Below are 19,937 nucleotides of genomic sequence, written 5' to 3' on the forward strand. Positions count from 1 at the left end.
CGCGGCGGTATGTTTTGCGTTGTCGCTATAGGCGATGTGCGACACACTCTACCCAATGCGATCTCTAAGCAGGAGTGATGTAAATATGATTGAGTCCATCTGTTTAAGTGATGGTTCATGATCGGAAATCTCAGCTTGGATCAGTTGCGGATCCTGGTAACCATTGCTGATACAGGCAGTTTCTCGGCAACGGGACGTCTCCTGCGGCGTGCTCAATCTGCCATTAGCCAGTCGATTGCCACACTTGAGTCAGTTCAAGGTGTGAGGCTGTTTGATCGGAGCGGCCATCGTCCAACTCTCACTGAGGTAGGTAGAGTGCTAGTGGTTCAAGCGCGCGCAGTGCTGGCAAGCGCTGCCCAGTTTGAAGCGATGGCCGCAAGTACGGCAGCAGGGGTTGAACCGGAGTTGGCTCTCGCCATAGACCCTTTAGTCCCTAGCGCACCGCTCATTGAAAGCCTGCGCGCTATCCGTGAGGCTTTTCCGCATCTGGCAGTGAGTTTTTCCACAGAAGGCTTAGGCGGCGCAGAGCGCCGATTGCGCAATGGCGATGCGGCACTGGCGCTTTGCACATTGATTCCGACAGTGCCCGACGATGTCACCGCACTGCCGCTGCTCAGTGTCGACTTGAGGCCAGTAGTAGCCAGCGGGCATCCCCTGGCTATGTTAGGTCGTCGGGCAACAAGTGCAGACCTCAAGCCTTATGTGCAACTGGTACTTTCCGATCCGGTTTCTCCTGACGGCCCTAGCTATGGGGTGACGGGCAGTCACCAGTGGCGGTTTGTAGATTTGGCACGGCGGCTGGATTTTTTGCTCGCCGGGTTCGGCTGGTGCCGAATGCCAGAGCATCTGATTGCGGATCATCTGGCTTCAGGACGCCTCCTACCGCTTGAGTTAACCGCCGAACTTCAGCGCACACCAGACACACTTACGATCTACGCAGCGCACATGCAAAATCGCTCTTTAGGGAAAGCAGGACGATGGCTTCTGAATGATCTGACCCGTCGTCTGTGCATGTGATGATGCGAAGACGACTAACGTCAGCGGTTCGGTTATCCCGTTGGCCAAAGGGCTGATGCGGTTAATCGAACCGGTTGTGCAGGGACTGCCCGGGCCGTGATCGTTTGTGTGTATTTCGCAAGCCAAGGTGTGATGCCTGCCCGCTTACAGTACCTCTGAGCGTGTACAACTCGAACGTTGCTCGCTGCGCTCTGAGTCTGTACGCAAAAGCACGTTACCATTGACGACTCAGAAGCAATGGAGACCACACGTGAGAAAGCCACCTATGAAAATCATCATCGAAGAATGGGATGGTGACGGTGCGATTCGAATTCCTGATGAGGCGTTGCAGGAGCTGGAGCTGGATGTTGGCGACGCTGTGTATCTGATAGAAGAATTTGTCGGCAACACGCGCTGCCTAGTCCTATCAAAAGAACCTCAAATCACGGATCGAATAGACGAGCTCACTGAAGCCTGGAATAGCGAACAGCGCGGCAGCCTTGAAGACAAATGAGGAAGCCAAAAAATGCTTCGCTGAACCAGTACATCAGGCTGAACTTCAGAGTCCTCCGCCAAGCCGGAAACGCATATCTGGACACATCACCTAAGGCGCGAGATCAAACCGCAACACCAAATTACTCATCACTCTATTTAGATGCAGGAGCAAGGTAAGCGTCTGCTGATCACCCCTTGCTACGTTGGGCTTTTAGCTGGCGCTACTCCCCGGATAAAAATCGTCTAGTGATCATTGCCACTGCCTCCGCCGGAGACGTCAGGGCTGTGTCTATATTAAACGGAGCGTTATCCCACACCTCATATTCATGATCCAATACAGACTGCCAAGTTGGTGGAGTCAGCCCAGGAATATCAATCTTCCTGGTTTCTACCCGTCGTTGGTGTTCATGTTTATCAGAGCAAACCACCTGGATATTCACTAATGGAGCACCAGAACGTGTGGCGATTTCGCTCCACGCCTTTCGGCTTTCGATTACTGGGTTAACGCAGTCAACTATGACCGTGCTACCAAAACGAAGATTGCTCAGAGCAAGCTCATTAGCGACCATGTAACCGCTCCGCCCCACGTCTTGTGCCAGAGCACCGGAGTTTCGGATAGCCTGCTCAATCGTATCGATCCGCAGATACACGGCACTTGTTCTGGTGGCCAGGTCACTTGCGATGGTCGTTTTTCCGGTACCTGGAAGGCCGCTGAAGACAATGAGCATTCTATGTCCTTCGGTTAGTGAGTTAATCCAGTCTAGGTGGCTGCCAGTTATGCGGCAGCATTTGCGAAATATCACTCGCCCGTTGAGTCGGCAGGCATGTGAGAACGTCCTTCAGATAAGCATACGGATCATGCCCAATGAGCCGTGCCGACTGGATCAAGCTCATGATCGCCGCCGCACGTTTACCGCTGCGCAACGACTCCGCGAACAGCCAGCTCGAGCGTCCAAGTGCCCACGGTCGGATATCCTGCGCAGCTATGTGATTGCAGCTAGAGCCCGAACACCAGTTTCAATTCACTCGGTTGCGCCCGCTGCGCTTGGCTAGATAGAGCGCATCATCGGCCCGAGTCAGAAGGCTTTCCACATCGTCACCCGCTTTGGCGAGGGCGACACCCAAGGACGCAGTTACAGTGTCTAGCACTTCATCCGTGCCACGAACCTTGATCCGCAACGCCTGAATTTTCAGGCGCATCTGCTCAGCAAAAGTATGAGCACTGGTGAGATCAAAACACTCTTGCAGGACTACACAGAACTCTTCACCACCATAGCGTGCCGCCAGGGCCTGAGGCGGGATTGAGTTCCGTAACACCTGACCAACATGCTCAAGTACGCGGTCGCCCAAAGGATGGCCATACCGGTCATTGAACTGCTTGAAATGATCAATATCCAACATGACCAATGCCACCCCATGAGGAGCGTTGATCAATGCATGCTCCAGCAAGCGAGTGAAGGTAGCTCGGTTCAACACCTTGGTCAGACCATCCAAAGATGCAGCCAGTTGGGCTCGCTCGAGCTTGTCTCTCAGACTCTTGATTTCATTTTGCGCTGAGTGCAACTGGGAGAGGAAAAGCGCTTGCTGATCCTGCATGACCTGGGTGCTCTGTTGCAGCTCGCTCAGAATGGCGGGCAACCTCTTGTCGACCGGCTCCGCGAGCATTTCCATGCAATGGCCAAGACTGGCTTGAAAGTTGGAACTGCCATTCACGCTACGCGAGACATTACGCTCCATGTCGTCAACCAGATCGATCGCTTGTTGCTGCCCTGCGCGCGCCTCCTCCAATTCGTCACGAATGATGTAGTCGCGAAAAAGCTTCGTAGCGGATTCTGGAGGGAAACAGTCGAAGTCTTTGACCACCCTGTCCAGATGGCGATTAAGCTCTGGCTCCTGACCTTTGCTGTAGGTGTACCAGAGAGCATAGTGCACGGGATTTGGTGGAATGTTGTGACGCACCATCAGTGGTACGGCCTGCTTCAGCAGAGCCGCCGCCTCGCGGGAGTCCTCTGGATACAGCGCTAGGGCAGTCGCACGCGTCTCTGATTGGCTCATAACGTCACTGTGGTTGGTTTTATTGGCATATATGAAGTCGGGGGGCAGCATATCCTTACGTACACCAAGCAGCCATATATAAGTCCATCAGCAAGACGTCCAGCGTTCCTGTCGATTACGAAATCATCCCAGGCATGTACCCAATTTGACACGATCGCCGCGTTGGAAGAAATTGATGATTCGCCTCTTCTCTTCGACCTGAAATCCTGTGGCTGTATCTGCAGCCCAAATTCTCGACACGATCGATTGGATGTTCCCCAACCGGCCACTGGCTCAGTCGATTACTGGGCGCCTGGTTTTCCTATAATAGGAGTGACAAATTGCTGACTCGGCCCGACAAAGACGCACTACGTGCGATGCTGGAATCACAAGTTCAAGAAAAGCTACAGCATGACCCTGACGCGGTAACGACTTATGCAGCACAGCCTGAACCCGAACGAAAGCCGTACACCAGCAAGCCAACGGTTCAGGACAAGGCGTTTCACAAGGAGCTCGAGCAGATGCGTGCGGATGCTGAAGCCGGAGTGATTCATAAGCCGGAATCCGGCCTGGTTGAAGACGGCAAACCTCGTCTTGCCCTTGATGATTACCCGGGTTTAAGAGAAGCAGGCTCTACATCAAATCAATGGTAATACCTCAACACCTGATTTGCGGTGATTGGTACCTGCCAAATTCAGACCTGCTCCCTTCCCTACTCTTCAAGATCAATCAAAACTAGATCGTCCTTGGTTGACAGCTGTTGCCAGTAGCAAAAAATAACGGCGAAATATGAATTTTCTCGTGTCCTCGTGTATCTGATCAGAAAGAAGCCGTGCTATCAAAAAGATGGCATCGGTAAAGGCAAACCCGTCTGGCCTGCGCCACACCGGAGCTCAGCGGTTTGCATCAGGACGGATCAGTTACAGAGTGGCTTGCATGAAATCACGTGAGAAAGCCGTCAATCCGATCGGATTGGAAGACATCACCATTGTCGACGACGCGAAAATGCGCAAGGCGATCACGGCCGCTGCACTCGGCAACGCGATGGAGTGGTTTGATTTCGGCGTCTATGGCTTTGTCGCCTATGTTCTCGGCAAGGTATTTTTCCCCGGCGCTGATCCCGGTGTGCAGATGATTGCCGCGTTGGCCACCTTCTCGGTTCCCTTCCTGATCAGGCCTCTGGGTGGTTTGTTTTTCGGTACGTTGGGCGATAAGTACGGTCGGCAGAAAGTCCTGGCCGCCACCATCGTGATCATGTCGCTCAGCACCTTCGCCATCGGACTGATTCCGTCGTATGCCTCGATTGGCATCTGGGCGCCGGTCCTCCTGCTGCTCGCTAAAATGGCCCAAGGTTTTTCAGTGGGCGGTGAATACACCGGCGCCTCGATCTTCGTCGCCGAATATGCCCCGGATCGCAAGCGCGGTTTCCTCGGCAGTTGGCTGGACTTCGGTTCGATCGCCGGCTTCGTCTTCGGCGCAGGCCTGGTCGTGCTGATTTCCACCATTCTGGGCGAAGAGCAGTTTGAGGCATGGGGCTGGCGCCTGCCCTTCTTCCTCGCCCTGCCCCTGGGCATGATCGGGCTCTACCTGCGTCACGCGCTGGAGGAGACACCGGCGTTCCAGCAGCATGTCGAGCAATTGGAACAGGGTGATCGCGAGGGCCTTGCCAGAGGCCCGAAAGTGTCTTTCAAGGAGGTGGCCACCCAGCACTGGCGCAGTCTGATGACCTGCATCGGCGTAGTGGCGGCCACCAACGTTACTTACTACATGCTGCTCACCTACATGCCGAGCTACCTGACACACAACTTGCACTACAGCGAAAATCACGGCGTGTTGATCATCATCGCGATCATGGTCGGCATGTTATTCGTCCAGCCGATGATCGGTTTCATCAGCGACAAGATTGGCCGCCGCCCTTTCATCATCTGCGGTAGCGTCGGTCTGTTCTTCCTCGCCATCCCGGCCTTCATGCTGATCAACAGTGGCAAGATCGGCCTGATCTTTTCCGGGTTGCTGGTGCTGGCGGTGCTGCTCAACTTTTTCATCGGCGTGATGGCTTCCACCCTTCCGGCGATGTTTCCCACTCACATCCGCTACAGCGCCCTGGCCAGCGCCTTCAACGTCTCGGTGTTGATCGCGGGTCTGACCCCTGCCGCCGTGGCTTGGCTGGTGGAAAGCACGCAAAATCTGTACATGCCGGCCTACTACCTGATGGTGATTGCCGTGGTGGGTCTGATTACGGGCGTGACGATGAAAGAAACAGCAAACAAACCGTTGCGTGGTGCGGCTCCAGCGGCTTCCGACATTGAAGAAGCGCAAGAACTGCTGCAGGAACATCACGACAACATCGAGCAAAAGATCGAGGACATCGACGCAGAAATCGCCGAGCTGGAAACTAAACGTGAGCATCTCGTGCGGCAGCATCCGCGAATCGAATAAAGGGGTGCACTATCGGCCCAAAAGCAGCTATTCGCTGAACCCGAACAAGCGATCGCACATCTTAAAGCTGCGCAACCGGACTGCCCCCTGCGCCGTGCCCTGGCGCTTCGACCTTGACCCGCATCCCGATCAGCAGAGCTGCGAGCAGCATCAGGATGCCGGCGGCGACAAATACGCCGGCGATGCCACTGAAACTGAACATAGCGCCCCCGGCAGCGGCACCCGCAGCGATCGCCGACTGCACCGAGGCCACTACCATGCCTCCCGCGCTTTCCGCCTGATCTGGCACCGCCCGGGCTACCCAGTTTGACCACGCCACTGGCACACCGCCGAAAGCCATACCCCAGAGTGCCAACAACAACGCCTGACACGGCACAGAAGCAGGCAGCAACACCAGGGCTAATGCTGCAACGCCGACCAGCGTTGGCATCAGCACCATCGTCCCGCGCGGGCTGCGTTCAAGTAGCCAGCCGGCCAGCAGCGTGCCGACGAAGTTAGCCCCGCCGAAACCCAGCAACATCAGCGCCAATCCTTCGGCCCCCACGCCGGTTGTGCTTTCCAGAAACGGCCGGATGTAGGTGAACAACGCGAAGTGCCCTGTGTGCACCAACACGCAACCCAGCATGCCCACGGCAATGCCCGGACGCAGCAGCACTTCAAGCACCGTTCTCAACCGCGCCGTCCTGCGCGGTGCCAGAGGCGGCAGCGTGAACAGCTGGAAAACCAGCGTTATCACCCCGACGGCGGCGGCCGCCACAAAAGCACTGCGCCAGCCATACAGCCCGCCCAAATAACTGCCGAGCGGCACCGCCACCACAGTGCCCACGGCAATACCGCTGAAAATAATCGACAGAGCCCGCGGCAGCAGCGCCGCCGGCACCAGGCGCATCGCCACTGCCGCCGCCATGCTCCAGAAGCCGCCCAGTGCGATGCCTAGCAAAATCCGCATGATCAGCAGCACCAACAGGCTGGAAGAGAAAGCCACCAGCAGGTTGGAGGCAATCATCAGCGTGGAAAAGCACAGCAATACCACTCGCCGGTCGATCCCTCGCGTCAAGCCTGGCACCAGTAACCCGGAGAACAGCGCCACCACCGCCGTCACGGTCACCGCCTGCCCAGCCAAGGCTTCCGACACCCCCAGTTCAACGGCCATCGGCGTCAGCAAGCTGGCCGGAAGGTACTCCGCCGTCAACAATCCAAACACGCCCATCGCCAGCGAAAATACCGCCATCCAGGCCGGCGTCGCCGCTTCTACATCAGCCTCGTTGCCAAAGCGCGCATCGCCTGCAACCTCACACACCCCATTACTCATCACAAAATACCTCTGGAATTTATCTCAACCAGAAGTCTATGGACGCAGGCCCGGATGTTCTATGATGCAAAGTCTTTAGTTTTTGACCGAACCCCCGAAATGACATCTCTAGACCAGTTCGCCTTATCGTCCGATCTCATCAACGAACTGTTGCGCGGCATGCGCCTGCGGGGCGTCGAGTACCGTCGCATCCAGGCCGGGTCCTCTTTCGGGCTGGGCTTCGCTGCCAAACCGGGACACGCCTACTTCCACTTCCTCGCCGTCGGCACCGCCGTCCTACGTGCGGAAGACGGCACTTTGTACGAGTTGTCGGCCGGCAACGCCGTGTTCATCGCCCAGGGTGAAGCCCATCAGCTTCTCTCAAGCCTGGACGTCCCCGCCCAGGACATCGGCAGCTTCGACGCGGCCCCTCTTGGCGACGCGGTCTGCGCCGTGGATGCTTCCCCCGGTGCCGATGTCAGCCCCAGCACCATTATCTTCAGTGGCTGCATGGAGTTCGAACTCGGAAGCATGCAAGGTCTCGGCGGGTTGATGCCTGATCTAATGCTGATTGATGCCAGAGGGCAGCGTTACCCTGGGCTTATGCCGATTCTCGCTTCCATGGAGCGCGAAGTTCGCTCCGCACGCGTCGGCTTCGCAGGCATCCTCGCTCGCCTCGCCGACGTAGTGGCGGCGATGATCGTGCGCGGCTGGGTTGAATGCGCCTGCGGCAACGCCTCTGGCCTGGTGGCCGCGTTACGCGACCCCAGGCTGGCCGGCGCGCTCCTCGCCTTGCACCGAGAGCCGGCGCGTGACTGGACCGTGGCGGAACTGGCGGCGCAATGTAATACCTCTCGCTCGGTCTTCGCGGAACGCTTCCAGGCCACTATCGGCATCCCCCCGCTGCGCTACGTGACGGAACTACGGATGCGCCTCGCCAGTCAATGGCTGAGCCTCGAGCGACTGCCTATCGAGACTGTCGCGCAGCGCCTGGGCTACACCTCGCAGGCGGCCTTCAGTCGCGCCTTCAAGCGCATCACCGGCCAGCCACCCGGCGCCAGCCGGAAAATGGCTCGTTCCATTGCCTCCTGAAGTACGAAGATGTGGCGCGAGGGGCGACGGTCAAGCGCTGCGTTGGGCGCGCCAGCGGCCGGTCACGCGAGTTTGATGGAGACGCCCTGGACATCGTCGCGCGCCAATCGCAAATCATTGGCGTCCTGATTGAGCCTGTGAATCAGATTTAGCAACCGCTGGCGCAGCACATCATCTTCGAGCTGCTCAGTTGCGCGCATAACGTCCAATGCTGCGACCTCATTGTTGGAGGCGACCGAGTCGAGCAGTTTCCGCAAGTTTCTTGATGGTCGATTCATCTCTAACACCTTGGGTTTCCGTGATGCGGATCATACGGCCCGAATGTTTCGCCAGTGTTTCAGTTGGAAAGAGCCGGTTTTGCGCCACCGGTGGTCAGCGAATCTAAAGCCGAATTTTATGTAGGTCCTTCCGGTCCCGGGAAAGGATCTTCCGGTCGATAGGGTCCACCCCATCATCGACCAATGAAGAAGAGAGATGAGCAACCTGACGGATCAGCGGCGGCGAGCGTCGAGGGGCTGGGGCAACATGCCGATGGTTCGCGAAGATCTCGACACCGGGCGACTCGTGCACCTGAACCTGCCCGAATACCAAAGTGGAGCCTACGCCTTCGACGCCATCTATCGCAGTGATCTGCCGCCGGGTCCCGCTGCGCAGTGGTTGATTGACCGGTTTGTAGAACAAATCCCGGAGCAGGAGTAACTAATAAACACCAGTGCTGGCGTGATAGAAAAAAACCTATCTCGCCACACCGGTGTCGTAGTTGTTCGCGGCACCCACTATCAGCCCTGCGCTTTGCTCATTTTGGTGAACAGCTCGGTAGGCACTTTCTTGCCGTTGGAGGTGAACTGGTTGGTGCGGAATTTGTAGACCTCACCTTCGGAGAGGAATCCGTCGTTGTTGGTGTCCATCGCCTTGAACTCTTCAGCGCCCTGCGGGGCCACGGTCAGCAATTCTTTCAAGGAAACGCGGCCGTCGTCGTCGGTGTCGGTACGGGCGAAGGAAGCATCGCCGCATTTGCCTTCACCGCACTTGCCTTCACCGGCCTTGGTGACTTTGGCGCCGGTTTCGCTGGCGCCGCACTTGCCTTCGCCACACTTGCCTTCACTGGTCTTTTCCGCCGCGGCGAGTTGGTAGCCTTGAGGCAGTGCGTCAGCAGCGAAGGCGGATGAAGCGAGGTTCATGCAGCCAACCAGTGAAACAGCGATCAGACCAATACGGGATTTGTTCGAGAAACGGGACATGGTTATTACTCCGGATACTGTGTGCGGTGAGGCCGCTTAGGGTCATGCCACAAAGGCGAAAGCCGTGGTGCGAGGTGCGTTTGCTTTCTCGCCAAGGCCAGGCTATTTGACTGCATCCGTGTATCCCGGATGTATCCGGTTCGAGGGGCATTTGTACACCAGCATCCTTAAAGCGGGCCTGGATACACAGCGATACACATGCCCCGCTCTTTTCATCTTGGCGGTCAGCAACCCCGACCTCGGCATCATTTGGCGGCCACGACCTGTTGCCCCCACTATCCCACCCTCCCCCTAACGCTTTATAGATCGCGACAATTCCCCGGTACTGATCAATTTCACCCTGTGCCTGAGCGTCCTCGGCGTTCAGCCGTTCACGCTGTGCATCCAGCAACACCAGATAATCCACCGTGCCTTCCTTGTACTGGATAGCCGCCAGGTCTGCCGCGGCTCGACTCACTTTGCTTGATCAACGACAGCAGCCGCTGCTGGCGTTTGCCGTAGTCGCTGAAGGCGTTTTCCGACTCTTCCAGTGCCAGCAGCACTTGCTGCTCATAGGTGGCCAAGGCGCCTTCGGCATTGGTCAATGCGCTATGGTTAAACAATCAGTCACCATCAGGAGACTTCTATGCCGACCACACACGCGAGACGCCCTCTTCTGTTCGCTCTGCAAGGCAGTGAGCACTACGCTACCCGCGTGGCGCAACGGCTCGGCTGTCAACTGGCGCTCCACGAAGAACGCGACTATGAGGATGGCGAACATAAATGCCGACCGCTGGAGTCGGTCAACGGCCGCGAGGTAGTAGTGTTTCATGCTCTGTATGGAGATGACCGACAGAGCGCGAACGATAAACTGTGCCGCCTGCTCTTCTTCTGTGGCGCACTCAAGGATGCCGGTGCTCACCAGGTCCAAGTGGTGACTCCCTACCTCTGCTACGGGCGCAAGGATCGCCGCACCCAGCATCAGGATCCAACAATCACTCGTTACCTGGCGGCCATGCTCGAAGCGTGTGGCGTAGATCGTCTGGTTGCACTGGAGGTCCACAACCCGTCGGCGTTCGACAACGCCTTTCGCATTCCCACATGGAACTTGCAGTGCACGGAATTGTTCGCCGAGTATTTCGCCGGACTGGTCGGTGACACCGAGGTGGTTGCGGTTTCCCCCGACACCGGAGGTGTCAAGCGCGCCGAACAATTTCGCCAGGCCCTGGAGCGGCGACTGGGTCGCCCGGTCGGCGGTGCGCTGATGGAAAAGCACCGACAGCAAGCCACGCTCACTGGCTCACTGCTGGTGGGCGAAGCCCTGGGCAAGACCGCCATCATTTTTGACGACCTGATCAGCACCGGTAATACGCTGATGCATGCTGGCCGCGCCTGCCAGAGGGCCGGCGCCGTCCGCTTGCTCGCAGCAGCCACCCATGGCTTGTTCACCGGTGGCAGCGATCTGCTCGACAGCACGCTGTTTGAACGGATCGCCATCTGCGACAGTGTGCCACCGTTTCGCCTGCCACCCGACCGGGTGACCCAACGCTTGCACGTCCTCGACAGCACGGCACTGGTTGCCACCCTATTGGCTGAAAATGGAGCATGGGTTTCAGAGGAACTGACCCAGCCCCTCTGAACGCAGACTGAGGGTGCCATGGCAGCTATTACCGATACGCTGAAGCTGTTTCTCGCCGGCGACGTCATGACCGCCCGCGGCATCGACTCAATACTGCCGCATCCTGGCGATCCGCGGCTTTACGAAGCTTTTGTCAAGAATGCCGGCGATTACGTCCGGCTGGCAGAAAGACTCAATGGCTCGATTCCCCGCCCAGTCGATTTCACCTATGTCTGGGGCGCTGCGCTGGATGAATTCGAACTTCGCCAGCCACACGCACGCATCATCAATCTGGAAACGGCGGTGTCCCGCCGCGGACGACCGGAGCCAAAGGGCATCAATTACCGCATGACCCCGGAGAACTTCCCGGCCATCGGCGCAGCCGGCATCGACTGCTGCGTGCTGGCCAACAACCATGTGCTGGACTGGGGGGCCGTCGGCCTGGCCGATACGCTAGATACCTTGGCGAGCAACGGTATGTGCAGCGCCGGCGCCGGGCACAACCGGCAATCTGCCGAAGCGCCCGCCGTGCTGCCGCAGCCTGGCGGGTGGCGCTTGCTGGTGTTTGGCCTCGGAGCACCCGACAGCGGCATTGCGCCGGACTGGGCCGCCACGGATAGGCGCGCGGGCGTCGCGCGGCTGGAGGATCTGTCGATGCAAAGCCTGCGCCTTGTGGCCAAACGGATTCTCGAGGGTAAAAATCCGGGGGATCTAGTGGTCGCCTCCATTCACTGGGGCGGCAACTGGGGGTTCGATATCCCGCGGGAGCAGGTCCGGTTCGCCCATGCCTTGATCGACGAGGCCGGAGTCGACGTGGTGCACGGGCATTCCTCGCACCACGTCAAGGGCATCGAGGTGTACCGCGAACGCCTGATTCTCTATGGCTGCGGTGATCTGCTGAACGATTACGAAGGCATCGAGGGCCACACCGCCTTTCGCGGCGACCTGGGGCTTCTATACTTTGCCTCGTTGGACCCGGGCGGGCACCTGCAATCACTGGACCTGATACCCACCCGCCTCCATCGATTTCGCATCTGTCGCGCCGAAGGGGATGACCGTCAATGGCTGCACGACACCCTTTCTCGCGAGTGCGCACGCTTGGGCAGCAGCATCCATCCGGGCGCGAAAAATGCCTTCGAGTTGCGTTGGTAGGAGCGTCAGGACCCGACTAAAGTAACCGCTCCACAAATCCCCACCCTATCCAAGGCGGGGATAACTGCACTTGCCTTCGGATTCGAACGTCACCTAACTCATCGAGCATCGAATTCGATAGAAGCCGCAATCCAGAATCCTACGTACAGGTTGACCGATGTCCAGATCAAGGACGTCAACAGCAGCAGCGCGATCATGGCCTTCCCAAGGCGTGACTCCGAACAGCAACAAATCCCGGTGCAATGAACATCCTGGTTTTCAACCCAATAGTTACCGTAGTCGTACGCCTCACCGCCCATCAACCATCGACCGCTACAAGATCGATAGAACCAGTCCCGATGCAGCGATGTACTCCGAGCAACGGGGCAATACCTGCCCTCCTTTTATCGCCTTCCGACCAGAAACTCATTTCAGGGACTTGCGCTGCCGGTATTATGGTATACCATCAGACGCACAGACACTCTCACCCTACACGGAGCAGCTCATGAGTTTCGAAATCCGCAAGATCGTCAGCTATGTCGAAGAAACCTTTATCGAAGGCGGCAAGGCCACCGATAAGCCAGTGACCATGGTCGGCCTGGCCGTCGTGATGAAAAACCCCTGGCTGGGCCGCGGCTTTGTCGAAGACCTGAAACCGGAAATTCGCGCCAACTGCTCCGACCTCGGTGCACTGATGGTCGAGCGCCTGGTCGGCATCATCGGCGGTGCCGAGAGGATCGAGGCTTACGGCAAGGCCGCTGTCGTGGGCGCCGACGGTGAAATTGAACACGCCTCCGCTGTCATCCACACCCTGCGCTTTGGCAACCATTACCGCGAGGCAGTGAAAGCCAAGAGCTACTTGAGCTTTACCAACAAGCGTGGCGGCCCGGGCACTTCGATCCAGATTCCGATGATGCACAAGGACGACGAAGGCCTGCGTTCGCACTACATCACCCTGGAAATGCAAATCGAAGATGCACCGCGCGCCGACGAAATCGTGGTGGTGCTGGGTTGCGCCGATGGCGGCCGCCTGCACCCACGCATCGGCAACCGCTACATCGATCTGGAAGAACTGGCTGCGGAAAACGCCCAGTAATCAAGGTCGACAAGAACAACAAAAAGGCATGCAGGAGCGCTCCATGATTCGGCTCACCGCTGAACTCACCCCGGCTGGCACCAGTTACCTGGCGACCGGCCAAGGCCAGCCCGTGGTTTTGATCCACGGCGTGGGCCTGAACAAAGAAATGTGGGGCGGCCAGGTCGTTGGCCTGGCCACGAAGTACCGCGTGATTGCCTACGACATGCTTGGCCACGGCGCCAGCCCGCGCCCGGAAAGCGGCACGCCCCTGCTCGGCTATGCCGACCAGTTGCTGGAGCTGCTCGATCACCTGCAATTGCCCCAGGCGACGGTGATCGGCTTTTCCATGGGAGGGCTGGTCGCGCGGGCATTTGCCTTGCATTACCCGCAACGCCTGCAAGGTCTGGTGGTGCTCAACAGCGTGTTCAATCGCAGCCCCGAACAGCGTGCCGGCGTCATCGCCCGCACCGCTCAAGCGGCCGAACACGGACCGGATGCCAACGCCGAAGCCGCCCTGTCGCGCTGGTTCAGCCGCGAATATCAGGCGGCCAATCCGGCGCAGATCGCGGCCTTGCGCCAAACCCTGGCAGACAATGACCCGCAGGGTTACCTGACCACCTACGAACTGTTCGCGACCCAGGACATGTACCGCGCTGACGATCTGGGCAGCATTCAGGTACCGACTCTGATCGCCACCGGTGAACTGGACCCGGGTTCGACACCGGAAATGGCCGAGCAATTGGCCGCACGCATTCCCGGCGCGACAGTTGCCGTACTCGCCGAGCAGCGGCATATGATGCCCGTAGAATCACCGCGCTTGGTCAATCAGCTGCTGCTGGAGTTTCTCGACACCGCGCACTCCCGACAAAACCAAATAAAGGGGATCGTTGCATGACACTCGCACGCTTCCAGATGTGCATCGGCGGTGAATGGGTCGATGCCCTGTCCGGCAAGACTTTTGAAAGCCTGAACCCGGCGCTGGCCCAAGCCTGGGCTGAATTGCCCGATGCCGACGAAGCCGACGTCGAACGCGCTGTGCAAGCGGCGCAAACGGCCTTCGACAGCCCGGCCTGGCGCGGTCTGACCGCCACCGCCCGCGGCAAACTGCTGCGGCGCCTGGGCGATCTGATCGCTGAAAACAAGGAACACCTGGCGCAGCTGGAAAGCCGTGACAATGGCAAGCTGATCCGCGAAACCCGTGGTCAGGTCAGCTACTTGCCGGAGTTCTTCCACTACACCGCGGGGCTGGCCGACAAACTCGAAGGCGGCACCCTGCCCCTCGACAAGCCGGACCTGTTTGCCTACACGGTGCACGAAGCCATGGGCGTGGTCGCCGCGATCATTCCATGGAACAGCCCTCTTTATCTGACCGCGATCAAACTCGCCCCGGCCCTGGCCGCGGGAAACACCATCGTGATCAAACCGTCGGAACACGCTTCAGCAACCATTCTTGAACTGGCGCGTCTGGCGCTGGAAGCCGGCATCCCGCCGGGTGTGGTCAACGTCGTTACCGGCTACGGCCCAAGCACTGGCGCGGCCCTGACCCGCCATCCGCTGATCCGCAAAATCGCCTTCACCGGTGGTGCCGCGACGGCGCGGCACGTGGTGCGCAGCAGCGCCGAGAACTTCGCCAAGTTGTCGCTGGAACTGGGCGGCAAATCGCCGAACATTATCTTCGCCGACGCCGACCTCGACAGCGCGATCAACGGCGCGATTGCCGGGATCTACGCGGCCTCTGGTCAGAGTTGCGTCTCCGGTTCGCGATTGTTGGTACAGGACGAAATCTACGATGAGTTCGTCGATCGTTTGGTCGAACGCGCCAAACGCATTCGCATCGGTAACCCGCAGGAAGACAGCAGCGAAATGGGCCCCATGGCTACCGCGCAGCAACTGGCCGTGGTCGAAGGCCTGGTCGCCGATGCCATCGCCGAAGGTGCGCGCCTGCGCCTGGGCGGCAAGCGTCCGCAGAATCTGGGCGATGGCTGGTTCTACGAGCCGACCTTGTTCGAATGCGACCGCAACTCGATGAAGATCATGCAGGAAGAAGTCTTCGGCCCGGTGGCCTCGGTCATCCGTTTCAAAGATGAAGCCGAAGCTTTGGCGATTGCCAACGACTCGCAGTTCGGCCTAGCCGCCGGCATCTGGACCCGCGATTTGGGCCGCGCTCATCGCTTGGCCCGGGACGTGCGATCCGGGATCATCTGGGTCAACACCTACCGCGCCGTGTCGGCCATGGCGCCGATCGGTGGTTTCAAGAACAGCGGCTATGGACGCGAGAGCGGCATCGATTCGGTGCTGGCCTACACCGAGCTGAAAACGGTGTGGATCAACCTCTCCCAGGCGCCAATGCCTGATCCGTTTGTGATGCGCTAGGAGATTGACGAAATGATCGAACCCGGCATTTACAAAGACGTCATGAGCTCGTTCCCATCCGGGGTCACGGTGGTCACCACCCTGGACCCGGACGGCGGCATCGTCGGCATTACCGCCAGCGCTTTCAGTGCGCTGTCGATCGATCCTGCACTGGTGCTGTTTTGCCCCAACTATGCCTCTGACACCTACCCGATCCTGCGCGACAGCAAGCAGTTCGCAATTCACTTGCTGTCCGCCGACCAGACCGCCGAAGCCTATGCGTTTGCCGGCAAAGGCAAAGACAAGGCCAATGGCATCGACTGGCACTTGAGCGCGCTGGGCAATCCGCTGCTGGGCAACGCCACGGCGATCATCGAGTGCGAACTGTGGCGCGAATACGACGGCGGTGACCACGCAATCATCGTCGGCGCGGTGAAGAACCTGATTCTGCCCGAGCAAGCGGTGACGCCGATGATCTATCACAAAGGCAAGCTGGGTCCCCTGCCCACCCTTGCTTGACGCGCTTCTTCAGGGCCGCACACGTGATTTTCGCGGCCCTTTTTAATTCTTGGGAGCCGGCATGAACCCAGCAACCTCGCAACTGTTCCGCCAGCAGGCCTATATCGACGGCCAATGGCTGGATGCCCCGGACGGCGCCTGTCAGGACATATTCAATCCGGCCACCGGCGAGTTGATCGGCCAAGTGCCGAACCTTGGTGCCTTGCACGCCCGTCAGGCCATCGCCGCCGCCAATAAGGCATGGCCGGCCTGGCGTGCGCTGACCGCTAAAGAACGCAGCCAGACGCTGAAACGCTGGCACGCGCTGATGATTGAAAATGCCGATGCGCTGGCAGAAATCCTCACCCTCGAACAAGGCAAGCCACTGGCCGAAGCCAAGGGCGAAATCCTCTACGCCGCGAGCTTTATCGAGTGGTTTGCCGAAGAAGCCAAGCGCATCTACGGCGACACCATTCCCAGCCACAAAGGCGATGCGCGCATCGTGGTCAGCAAGGAGCCGATCGGCGTTGTTGCGGCCATCACTCCGTGGAATTTCCCGGCGGCGATGATCACCCGCAAGACCGGCCCAGCGCTGGCGGCGGGTTGCCCGTGCATTGTCAAACCGGCACCGGAAACGCCGTTCTCGGCATTGGCCATGGCCGCGCTGGCGGAACAGGCCGGCATTCCACCGGGCATTTTCAACGTGATCACCGGCGACGCCGTGGCCATCGGTGGCGAGCTGACGGCCAGCCCGTTGGTGCGCAAGCTATCGTTCACCGGTTCCACCGCGATCGGCAAATTGCTGATGGCCCAGTGCGCGCCGACGCTGAAAAAAGTCTCGCTTGAACTGGGGGGCAATGCGCCCTTCATCGTGTTTGACGACGCCAACCTGGAGCGTGCCGTTGAGGGTGCGCTGATTGCCAAATTCCGCAACACCGGGCAGACGTGCGTGTGCGTCAATCGCTTCCTGGTGCAGGATGGCATTCACGATGCCTTCGTCGCTCGCCTCGCTGAGCGGGTCAAGCAACTGCACGTCGGCAGCGGTTTTGAAACCGGCGTGAATCAAGGTCCGCTGATCAACGAGCGCGCCGTGGCCAAAGTCGAAGACCACGTTCAGGACGCGCTCGCTCAGGGTGCCCAACTACTCTGCGGCGGCGAACGTCATGCCCTCGGACACGGATTCTTCCAGCCGACGGTGCTGGCCGGCGTGACCTCTTCGATGAAAGTCGCCCAAGACGAAACCTTTGGTCCGCTGGCAGCCGTGTTCCGCTTCGAGACTGAAGCAGAGGCGATCCACATGGCCAACGACACCGAATTCGGCCTCGCCGCCTATTGCTACACCCGTGATCTCGGTCGCGCGTGGCGCATGAGTGAAGCACTGGAGTACGGCATGGTCGGGATTAACGAAGGGCTGATTTCCACTGAAGTTGCGCCCTTTGGCGGCATCAAATCCTCGGGCCTGGGCCGTGAAGGATCCAAGTACGGCATCGAGGACTATCTGGAACTCAAATACACCCTGATGGGCGGATTGGAAGACTTCGGGAGCACACCGCGATGAGCAACGAGAAATATAAACAGGGGCTGAAAATCCGCACCCAGGTGCTGGGCGAAGCCTACGTGAAACGCTCCATCGAGAACGCCGACGACTTCACCCGGCCGCTGCAGGAAATGGTCACCGAGTACTGCTGGGGCCATGTCTGGGGCCGTGAGGGTTTGTCGCTTAAAGAGCGCAGCATGATAAACTTGGCCATGATTTCGGCCCTCAATCGGCCTCACGAACTCAAGCTGCATGTACGTGGCGCCTTGCGTAACGGACTGACTCGTGAACAAATACGCGAAATTCTGCTTCAGGTCGGTATTTATTGCGGTGTCCCCGCTGCCGTAGACAGTTTCCGGCTCGCCCGTGAAGCGTTCGCCGAAGCCGATGCCGAGGCCTCCAGTTAACCCTTGGCTGTTTGATCTGACCGAGCACGGAGATTCTTGCAATCAAAGTGCTCTTTTTGCATGGACAGCCACATTCAGAGCGGACCCCATGAAACGCCTGCCACTCGACGACAGCTTCAAGGTCAATCGCAACCCCGTTACCCTGCGCGAAATCGTGCTGGATAAACTGCGAAGCGCCATCATGAACTTCCAGCTCATGCCGGGAGACCGTCTGGTCGAACGCGATCTGTGCGATCGCCTGGGCGTCAGCCGCACGTCCGTACGCGAAGCCTTGCGTCACCTGGAATCCGAAGGCCTGGTGGAATTCGCCGACGCCAAGGGCCCACGGGTCGCCATCATTACCCTCTCTGACGCCGGTGATATCTACGAGCTGCGTTGCGTGCTCGAAGGCCTGATCGTCCAGTTGTTCACCCTGCGCGCCAAGGCCAAGGACATCAAGGCCCTGGAAAAAGCCCTCGAGGAAAACCGCAAGGCCCTCAAGGACGGCGAGCTGCAACAGGTCATCGATTCGGTTCAGGGCTTCTACGATGTGCTGCTCGAAGGCTCCGGCAACCATGTCGCGGCCACTCAGCTGCGTCAGTTGCAGGCTCGGATCAGCTACCTGAGGGCGACGTCGGTATCCCAGGAAAATCGTCGCGGTGCAAGCAATCAGGAAATGGAACGCATGGTCGAGGCGATCAAGAGTGGCGACCCCCTCGCCGCCCACCAGGCTTGCGTCGACCACGTGCGCGCCGCCGCAACCGTGGCCCTCGATTACCTCAAGCGCAAACAGGAAGAGACCGGGAAAATTCCTGAGATCACCCTGCCGATCGCGCTTAAAGAACCGCGCATAGGTCGCTAAAGATGTTCAGCCCGAGCTTTTGCCCAAAGTGCGGCGGCAATGACCTCAGGTCTCAGCTGCCGCCGGGCGATACGCACGAGCGCCTGATGTGCCGCGGTTGCGGCTACATCCATTACATCAATCCGAAAATCATTGCCGGCTGCATCATCGAGCAGGACGGCAAATATTTGCTGTGTCAGCGCGCCATCCCGCCGCGTCCTGGTACCTGGACGCTGCCGGCGGGCTTCATGGAAGGCGGCGAGACCACCGAGCAAGCAGCGCTGCGCGAAGTCTGGGAAGAGAGCGGCGTGCGCGCGGAAATTCTCTCGCCGTACTCGATCTTCAGCGTGCCGAAGATCAGCGAGGTGTACATCATCTTCCGCGCCATTGCGTTGGAGATCACCGGCCAGTACGGGCCGGAAACCCTCGACTACAAATTCTTCGCGCCCGAGGACATTCCCTGGGACAGCATCTACTACCCGGCGATCCGGCAGATCCTCGAACGCTATATCGAGGAACGCCAGGCCGGGGTTTACGGCATCTACATCGGCAACGACGATACCGGCAAGATCCACTTCATCCGCTGACATCCCTCAGGGCGCCACGCCCTCGACAATAATGATCTGAGCCCGGGCCACGCCCTCGCGGTGCCGTTTCGCCTCCTGATATTCCGCCGACTGGTAGCAAGCCAGTGCCCGTTCGTACGAGTCGAATTCAATCACCACGTTGCGCTGCGGCGTGGGCCCGCCTTCCAGCGCTTCGCTGCGCCCGCCCCGGGCCAACATCCGCCCGCCATACAACGCGAAGGCTGCCGGCGCCCGCTGGGTGTATTGGCTGTATTGATCGGGGTCGGTGACATCTACATGAGCAATCCAGTACGCCTTCATAGTGACCTCTCGGTTTATTTTGTATTATGGTATACCACAAAA

The 19,937-nt window shown here is 58.9% G+C and carries 21 protein-coding genes and 3 pseudogenes; 16 read left to right on the forward strand and 8 right to left on the reverse strand.

Translation table 11 applies throughout. The annotated features are described in order from the left end of the window. Positions 1-117: 117 nt before the first annotated feature. Positions 118-1,017 (forward strand): LysR family transcriptional regulator, encoded by a 900-nt coding sequence (locus ACMXYI_RS24840; protein WP_415769506.1) that lies wholly within the window; start codon positions 118-120, stop codon positions 1,015-1,017. A gap of 250 nt (positions 1,018-1,267) precedes the next feature. After that, positions 1,268-1,510, forward strand: coding sequence for an AbrB/MazE/SpoVT family DNA-binding domain-containing protein (locus ACMXYI_RS24845; RefSeq protein ID WP_415769507.1), 243 nt, complete (start codon positions 1,268-1,270; stop codon positions 1,508-1,510). Between the two features lie 202 nt (positions 1,511-1,712). Here ACMXYI_RS24845 and ACMXYI_RS24850 read toward each other — a convergent pair whose 3' ends face one another. The 3 genes and pseudogenes from ACMXYI_RS24850 to ACMXYI_RS24860 all read right to left on the reverse strand — a co-directional run bounded on the left by ACMXYI_RS24850 (position 1,713) and on the right by ACMXYI_RS24860 (position 3,546). Continuing rightward, on the reverse strand, positions 1,713-2,219 hold the full coding sequence (locus tag ACMXYI_RS24850; protein ID WP_415769508.1) for an AAA family ATPase: 507 nt from the start codon (positions 2,217-2,219) through the stop codon (positions 1,713-1,715). A 22-nt stretch (positions 2,220-2,241) separates the two neighbouring features. Further along, a pseudogene (locus tag ACMXYI_RS24855) lies at positions 2,242-2,466 on the reverse strand (transposase domain-containing protein); the annotation flags it as partial. A gap of 42 nt (positions 2,467-2,508) precedes the next feature. Continuing rightward, the gene (locus ACMXYI_RS24860; RefSeq protein ID WP_415773977.1) at positions 2,509-3,546 is read right to left on the reverse strand and encodes a GGDEF domain-containing protein; all 1,038 of its coding nucleotides are present in this window, start codon (positions 3,544-3,546) and stop codon (positions 2,509-2,511) included. A 320-nt stretch (positions 3,547-3,866) separates the two neighbouring features. Between ACMXYI_RS24860 and ACMXYI_RS24865 the strand changes: the two genes are divergently transcribed. Both ACMXYI_RS24865 and proP read left to right on the forward strand, forming a co-directional pair. After that, positions 3,867-4,178 carry a hypothetical protein gene (locus ACMXYI_RS24865; RefSeq protein WP_415769509.1) on the forward strand — a complete coding sequence of 104 codons (312 nt, stop codon included), beginning with the start codon at positions 3,867-3,869 and terminating at the stop codon, positions 4,176-4,178. Between the two features lie 283 nt (positions 4,179-4,461). Then, positions 4,462-5,964, forward strand: a complete 1,503-nt coding sequence (gene proP, locus ACMXYI_RS24870) for a glycine betaine/L-proline transporter ProP (RefSeq protein ID WP_415769510.1) — start codon at positions 4,462-4,464, stop codon at positions 5,962-5,964. Between the two features lie 61 nt (positions 5,965-6,025). Here proP and ACMXYI_RS24875 read toward each other — a convergent pair whose 3' ends face one another. Then, the gene (locus ACMXYI_RS24875) at positions 6,026-7,276 is read right to left on the reverse strand and encodes an MFS transporter (protein ID WP_415769511.1); all 1,251 of its coding nucleotides are present in this window, start codon (positions 7,274-7,276) and stop codon (positions 6,026-6,028) included. A 99-nt stretch (positions 7,277-7,375) separates the two neighbouring features. Between ACMXYI_RS24875 and ACMXYI_RS24880 the strand changes: the two genes are divergently transcribed. Next, positions 7,376-8,347, forward strand: a complete 972-nt coding sequence (locus ACMXYI_RS24880; protein WP_415773978.1) for an AraC family transcriptional regulator — start codon at positions 7,376-7,378, stop codon at positions 8,345-8,347. 62 nt (positions 8,348-8,409) lie between these two features. Here the strand turns inward: ACMXYI_RS24880 and ACMXYI_RS24885 are convergent, their stop codons facing one another. Continuing rightward, positions 8,410-8,625: a hypothetical protein gene (locus ACMXYI_RS24885; RefSeq protein WP_415769512.1), complete on the reverse strand. Its 216-nt coding sequence runs from the start codon at positions 8,623-8,625 to the stop codon at positions 8,410-8,412. A gap of 223 nt (positions 8,626-8,848) precedes the next feature. Here ACMXYI_RS24885 and ACMXYI_RS24890 point away from each other — a divergent pair. Next, positions 8,849-9,046, forward strand: a pseudogene (locus tag ACMXYI_RS24890) (LysR substrate-binding domain-containing protein); the annotation flags it as partial. An 80-nt stretch (positions 9,047-9,126) separates the two neighbouring features. Here the strand turns inward: ACMXYI_RS24890 and ACMXYI_RS24895 are convergent. Continuing rightward, entirely contained in the window at positions 9,127-9,588 is a 462-nt protein-coding gene (locus ACMXYI_RS24895) for an HvfA family oxazolone/thioamide-modified RiPP metallophore (protein ID WP_415769513.1), read from the reverse strand. A gap of 280 nt (positions 9,589-9,868) precedes the next feature. After that, positions 9,869-10,163, reverse strand: a pseudogene (locus ACMXYI_RS24900) (TolC family protein); the annotation flags it as partial. A 50-nt stretch (positions 10,164-10,213) separates the two neighbouring features. Between ACMXYI_RS24900 and ACMXYI_RS24905 the strand changes: the two are divergent. The 10 genes from ACMXYI_RS24905 to ACMXYI_RS24950 all read left to right on the forward strand — a co-directional run bounded on the left by ACMXYI_RS24905 (position 10,214) and on the right by ACMXYI_RS24950 (position 19,595). Beyond that, positions 10,214-11,206: a ribose-phosphate diphosphokinase gene (locus tag ACMXYI_RS24905; RefSeq protein WP_415769514.1), complete on the forward strand. Its 993-nt coding sequence runs from the start codon at positions 10,214-10,216 to the stop codon at positions 11,204-11,206. Between the two features lie 18 nt (positions 11,207-11,224). After that, positions 11,225-12,337, forward strand: coding sequence for a CapA family protein (locus ACMXYI_RS24910; RefSeq protein WP_415769515.1), 1,113 nt, complete (start codon positions 11,225-11,227; stop codon positions 12,335-12,337). A 484-nt stretch (positions 12,338-12,821) separates the two neighbouring features. Then, entirely contained in the window at positions 12,822-13,412 is a 591-nt protein-coding gene (locus ACMXYI_RS24915; RefSeq protein ID WP_053188241.1) for an amino acid synthesis family protein, read from the forward strand. A 43-nt stretch (positions 13,413-13,455) separates the two neighbouring features. Beyond that, positions 13,456-14,289 (forward strand): alpha/beta fold hydrolase, encoded by an 834-nt coding sequence (locus ACMXYI_RS24920; protein ID WP_046049786.1) that lies wholly within the window; start codon positions 13,456-13,458, stop codon positions 14,287-14,289. Beyond that, the gene (locus tag ACMXYI_RS24925) at positions 14,286-15,767 is read left to right on the forward strand and encodes an aldehyde dehydrogenase (RefSeq protein ID WP_033057762.1); all 1,482 of its coding nucleotides are present in this window, start codon (positions 14,286-14,288) and stop codon (positions 15,765-15,767) included. The genes ACMXYI_RS24920 and ACMXYI_RS24925 overlap by 4 nt, the downstream gene beginning before the upstream one ends. Positions 15,768-15,779: 12 nt before the next feature. Beyond that, entirely contained in the window at positions 15,780-16,265 is a 486-nt protein-coding gene (locus ACMXYI_RS24930) for a flavin reductase family protein (protein ID WP_415769516.1), read from the forward strand. A 61-nt stretch (positions 16,266-16,326) separates the two neighbouring features. After that, complete coding sequence (locus ACMXYI_RS24935; protein WP_415769517.1) at positions 16,327-17,802, forward strand: NAD-dependent succinate-semialdehyde dehydrogenase; 1,476 nt, start codon at positions 16,327-16,329, stop codon at positions 17,800-17,802. Then, a complete protein-coding gene (locus ACMXYI_RS24940) occupies positions 17,799-18,188 on the forward strand; it encodes a carboxymuconolactone decarboxylase family protein (protein WP_033057758.1) in 390 nt (129 codons plus the stop codon). The genes ACMXYI_RS24935 and ACMXYI_RS24940 overlap by 4 nt, the downstream gene beginning before the upstream one ends. An 88-nt stretch (positions 18,189-18,276) precedes the next feature. Further along, entirely contained in the window at positions 18,277-19,029 is a 753-nt protein-coding gene (locus ACMXYI_RS24945) for a GntR family transcriptional regulator (protein ID WP_056740516.1), read from the forward strand. Between the two features lie 2 nt (positions 19,030-19,031). Beyond that, positions 19,032-19,595: an NUDIX hydrolase gene (locus tag ACMXYI_RS24950; RefSeq protein ID WP_415769518.1), complete on the forward strand. Its 564-nt coding sequence runs from the start codon at positions 19,032-19,034 to the stop codon at positions 19,593-19,595. Positions 19,596-19,601: 6 nt separating this feature from the next. Here the strand turns inward: ACMXYI_RS24950 and ACMXYI_RS24955 are convergent, their stop codons facing one another. Beyond that, complete coding sequence (locus ACMXYI_RS24955) at positions 19,602-19,895, reverse strand: DUF1330 domain-containing protein (RefSeq protein WP_415769519.1); 294 nt, start codon at positions 19,893-19,895, stop codon at positions 19,602-19,604. Positions 19,896-19,937 lie beyond the last annotated feature (42 nt).

This window comes from Pseudomonas lyxosi (assembly GCF_047758685.1).
GTDB lineage: Bacteria > Pseudomonadota > Gammaproteobacteria > Pseudomonadales > Pseudomonadaceae > Aquipseudomonas > Aquipseudomonas lyxosi.

Bases quoted from the DNA above. Each gene is read 5' to 3' on its own strand.
- ACMXYI_RS24905 (WP_415769514.1), top strand. From the start codon at position 10,214: ATGCCGACCACACACGCGAGACGCCCTCTTCTGTTCGCTCTGCAAGGC.
- ACMXYI_RS24895 (WP_415769513.1), bottom strand. From the start codon at position 9,588: ATGTCCCGTTTCTCGAACAAATCCCGTATTGGTCTGATCGCTGTTTCA.
- ACMXYI_RS24930 (WP_415769516.1), top strand. From the start codon at position 15,780: ATGATCGAACCCGGCATTTACAAAGACGTCATGAGCTCGTTCCCATCC.
- ACMXYI_RS24840 (WP_415769506.1), top strand. From the start codon at position 118: ATGATCGGAAATCTCAGCTTGGATCAGTTGCGGATCCTGGTAACCATT.
- ACMXYI_RS24935 (WP_415769517.1), top strand. From the start codon at position 16,327: ATGAACCCAGCAACCTCGCAACTGTTCCGCCAGCAGGCCTATATCGAC.
- ACMXYI_RS24910 (WP_415769515.1), top strand. From the start codon at position 11,225: ATGGCAGCTATTACCGATACGCTGAAGCTGTTTCTCGCCGGCGACGTC.
- ACMXYI_RS24915 (WP_053188241.1), top strand. From the start codon at position 12,822: ATGAGTTTCGAAATCCGCAAGATCGTCAGCTATGTCGAAGAAACCTTT.
- proP (WP_415769510.1), top strand. From the start codon at position 4,462: ATGAAATCACGTGAGAAAGCCGTCAATCCGATCGGATTGGAAGACATC.
- ACMXYI_RS24945 (WP_056740516.1), top strand. From the start codon at position 18,277: ATGAAACGCCTGCCACTCGACGACAGCTTCAAGGTCAATCGCAACCCC.
- ACMXYI_RS24940 (WP_033057758.1), top strand. From the start codon at position 17,799: ATGAGCAACGAGAAATATAAACAGGGGCTGAAAATCCGCACCCAGGTG.
- ACMXYI_RS24850 (WP_415769508.1), bottom strand. From the start codon at position 2,219: ATGCTCATTGTCTTCAGCGGCCTTCCAGGTACCGGAAAAACGACCATC.
- ACMXYI_RS24880 (WP_415773978.1), top strand. From the start codon at position 7,376: ATGACATCTCTAGACCAGTTCGCCTTATCGTCCGATCTCATCAACGAA.
- ACMXYI_RS24925 (WP_033057762.1), top strand. From the start codon at position 14,286: ATGACACTCGCACGCTTCCAGATGTGCATCGGCGGTGAATGGGTCGAT.
- ACMXYI_RS24860 (WP_415773977.1), bottom strand. From the start codon at position 3,546: ATGAGCCAATCAGAGACGCGTGCGACTGCCCTAGCGCTGTATCCAGAG.
- ACMXYI_RS24875 (WP_415769511.1), bottom strand. From the start codon at position 7,276: ATGAGTAATGGGGTGTGTGAGGTTGCAGGCGATGCGCGCTTTGGCAAC.
- ACMXYI_RS24950 (WP_415769518.1), top strand. From the start codon at position 19,032: ATGTTCAGCCCGAGCTTTTGCCCAAAGTGCGGCGGCAATGACCTCAGG.
- ACMXYI_RS24955 (WP_415769519.1), bottom strand. From the start codon at position 19,895: ATGAAGGCGTACTGGATTGCTCATGTAGATGTCACCGACCCCGATCAA.
- ACMXYI_RS24885 (WP_415769512.1), bottom strand. From the start codon at position 8,625: ATGAATCGACCATCAAGAAACTTGCGGAAACTGCTCGACTCGGTCGCC.
- ACMXYI_RS24920 (WP_046049786.1), top strand. From the start codon at position 13,456: ATGATTCGGCTCACCGCTGAACTCACCCCGGCTGGCACCAGTTACCTG.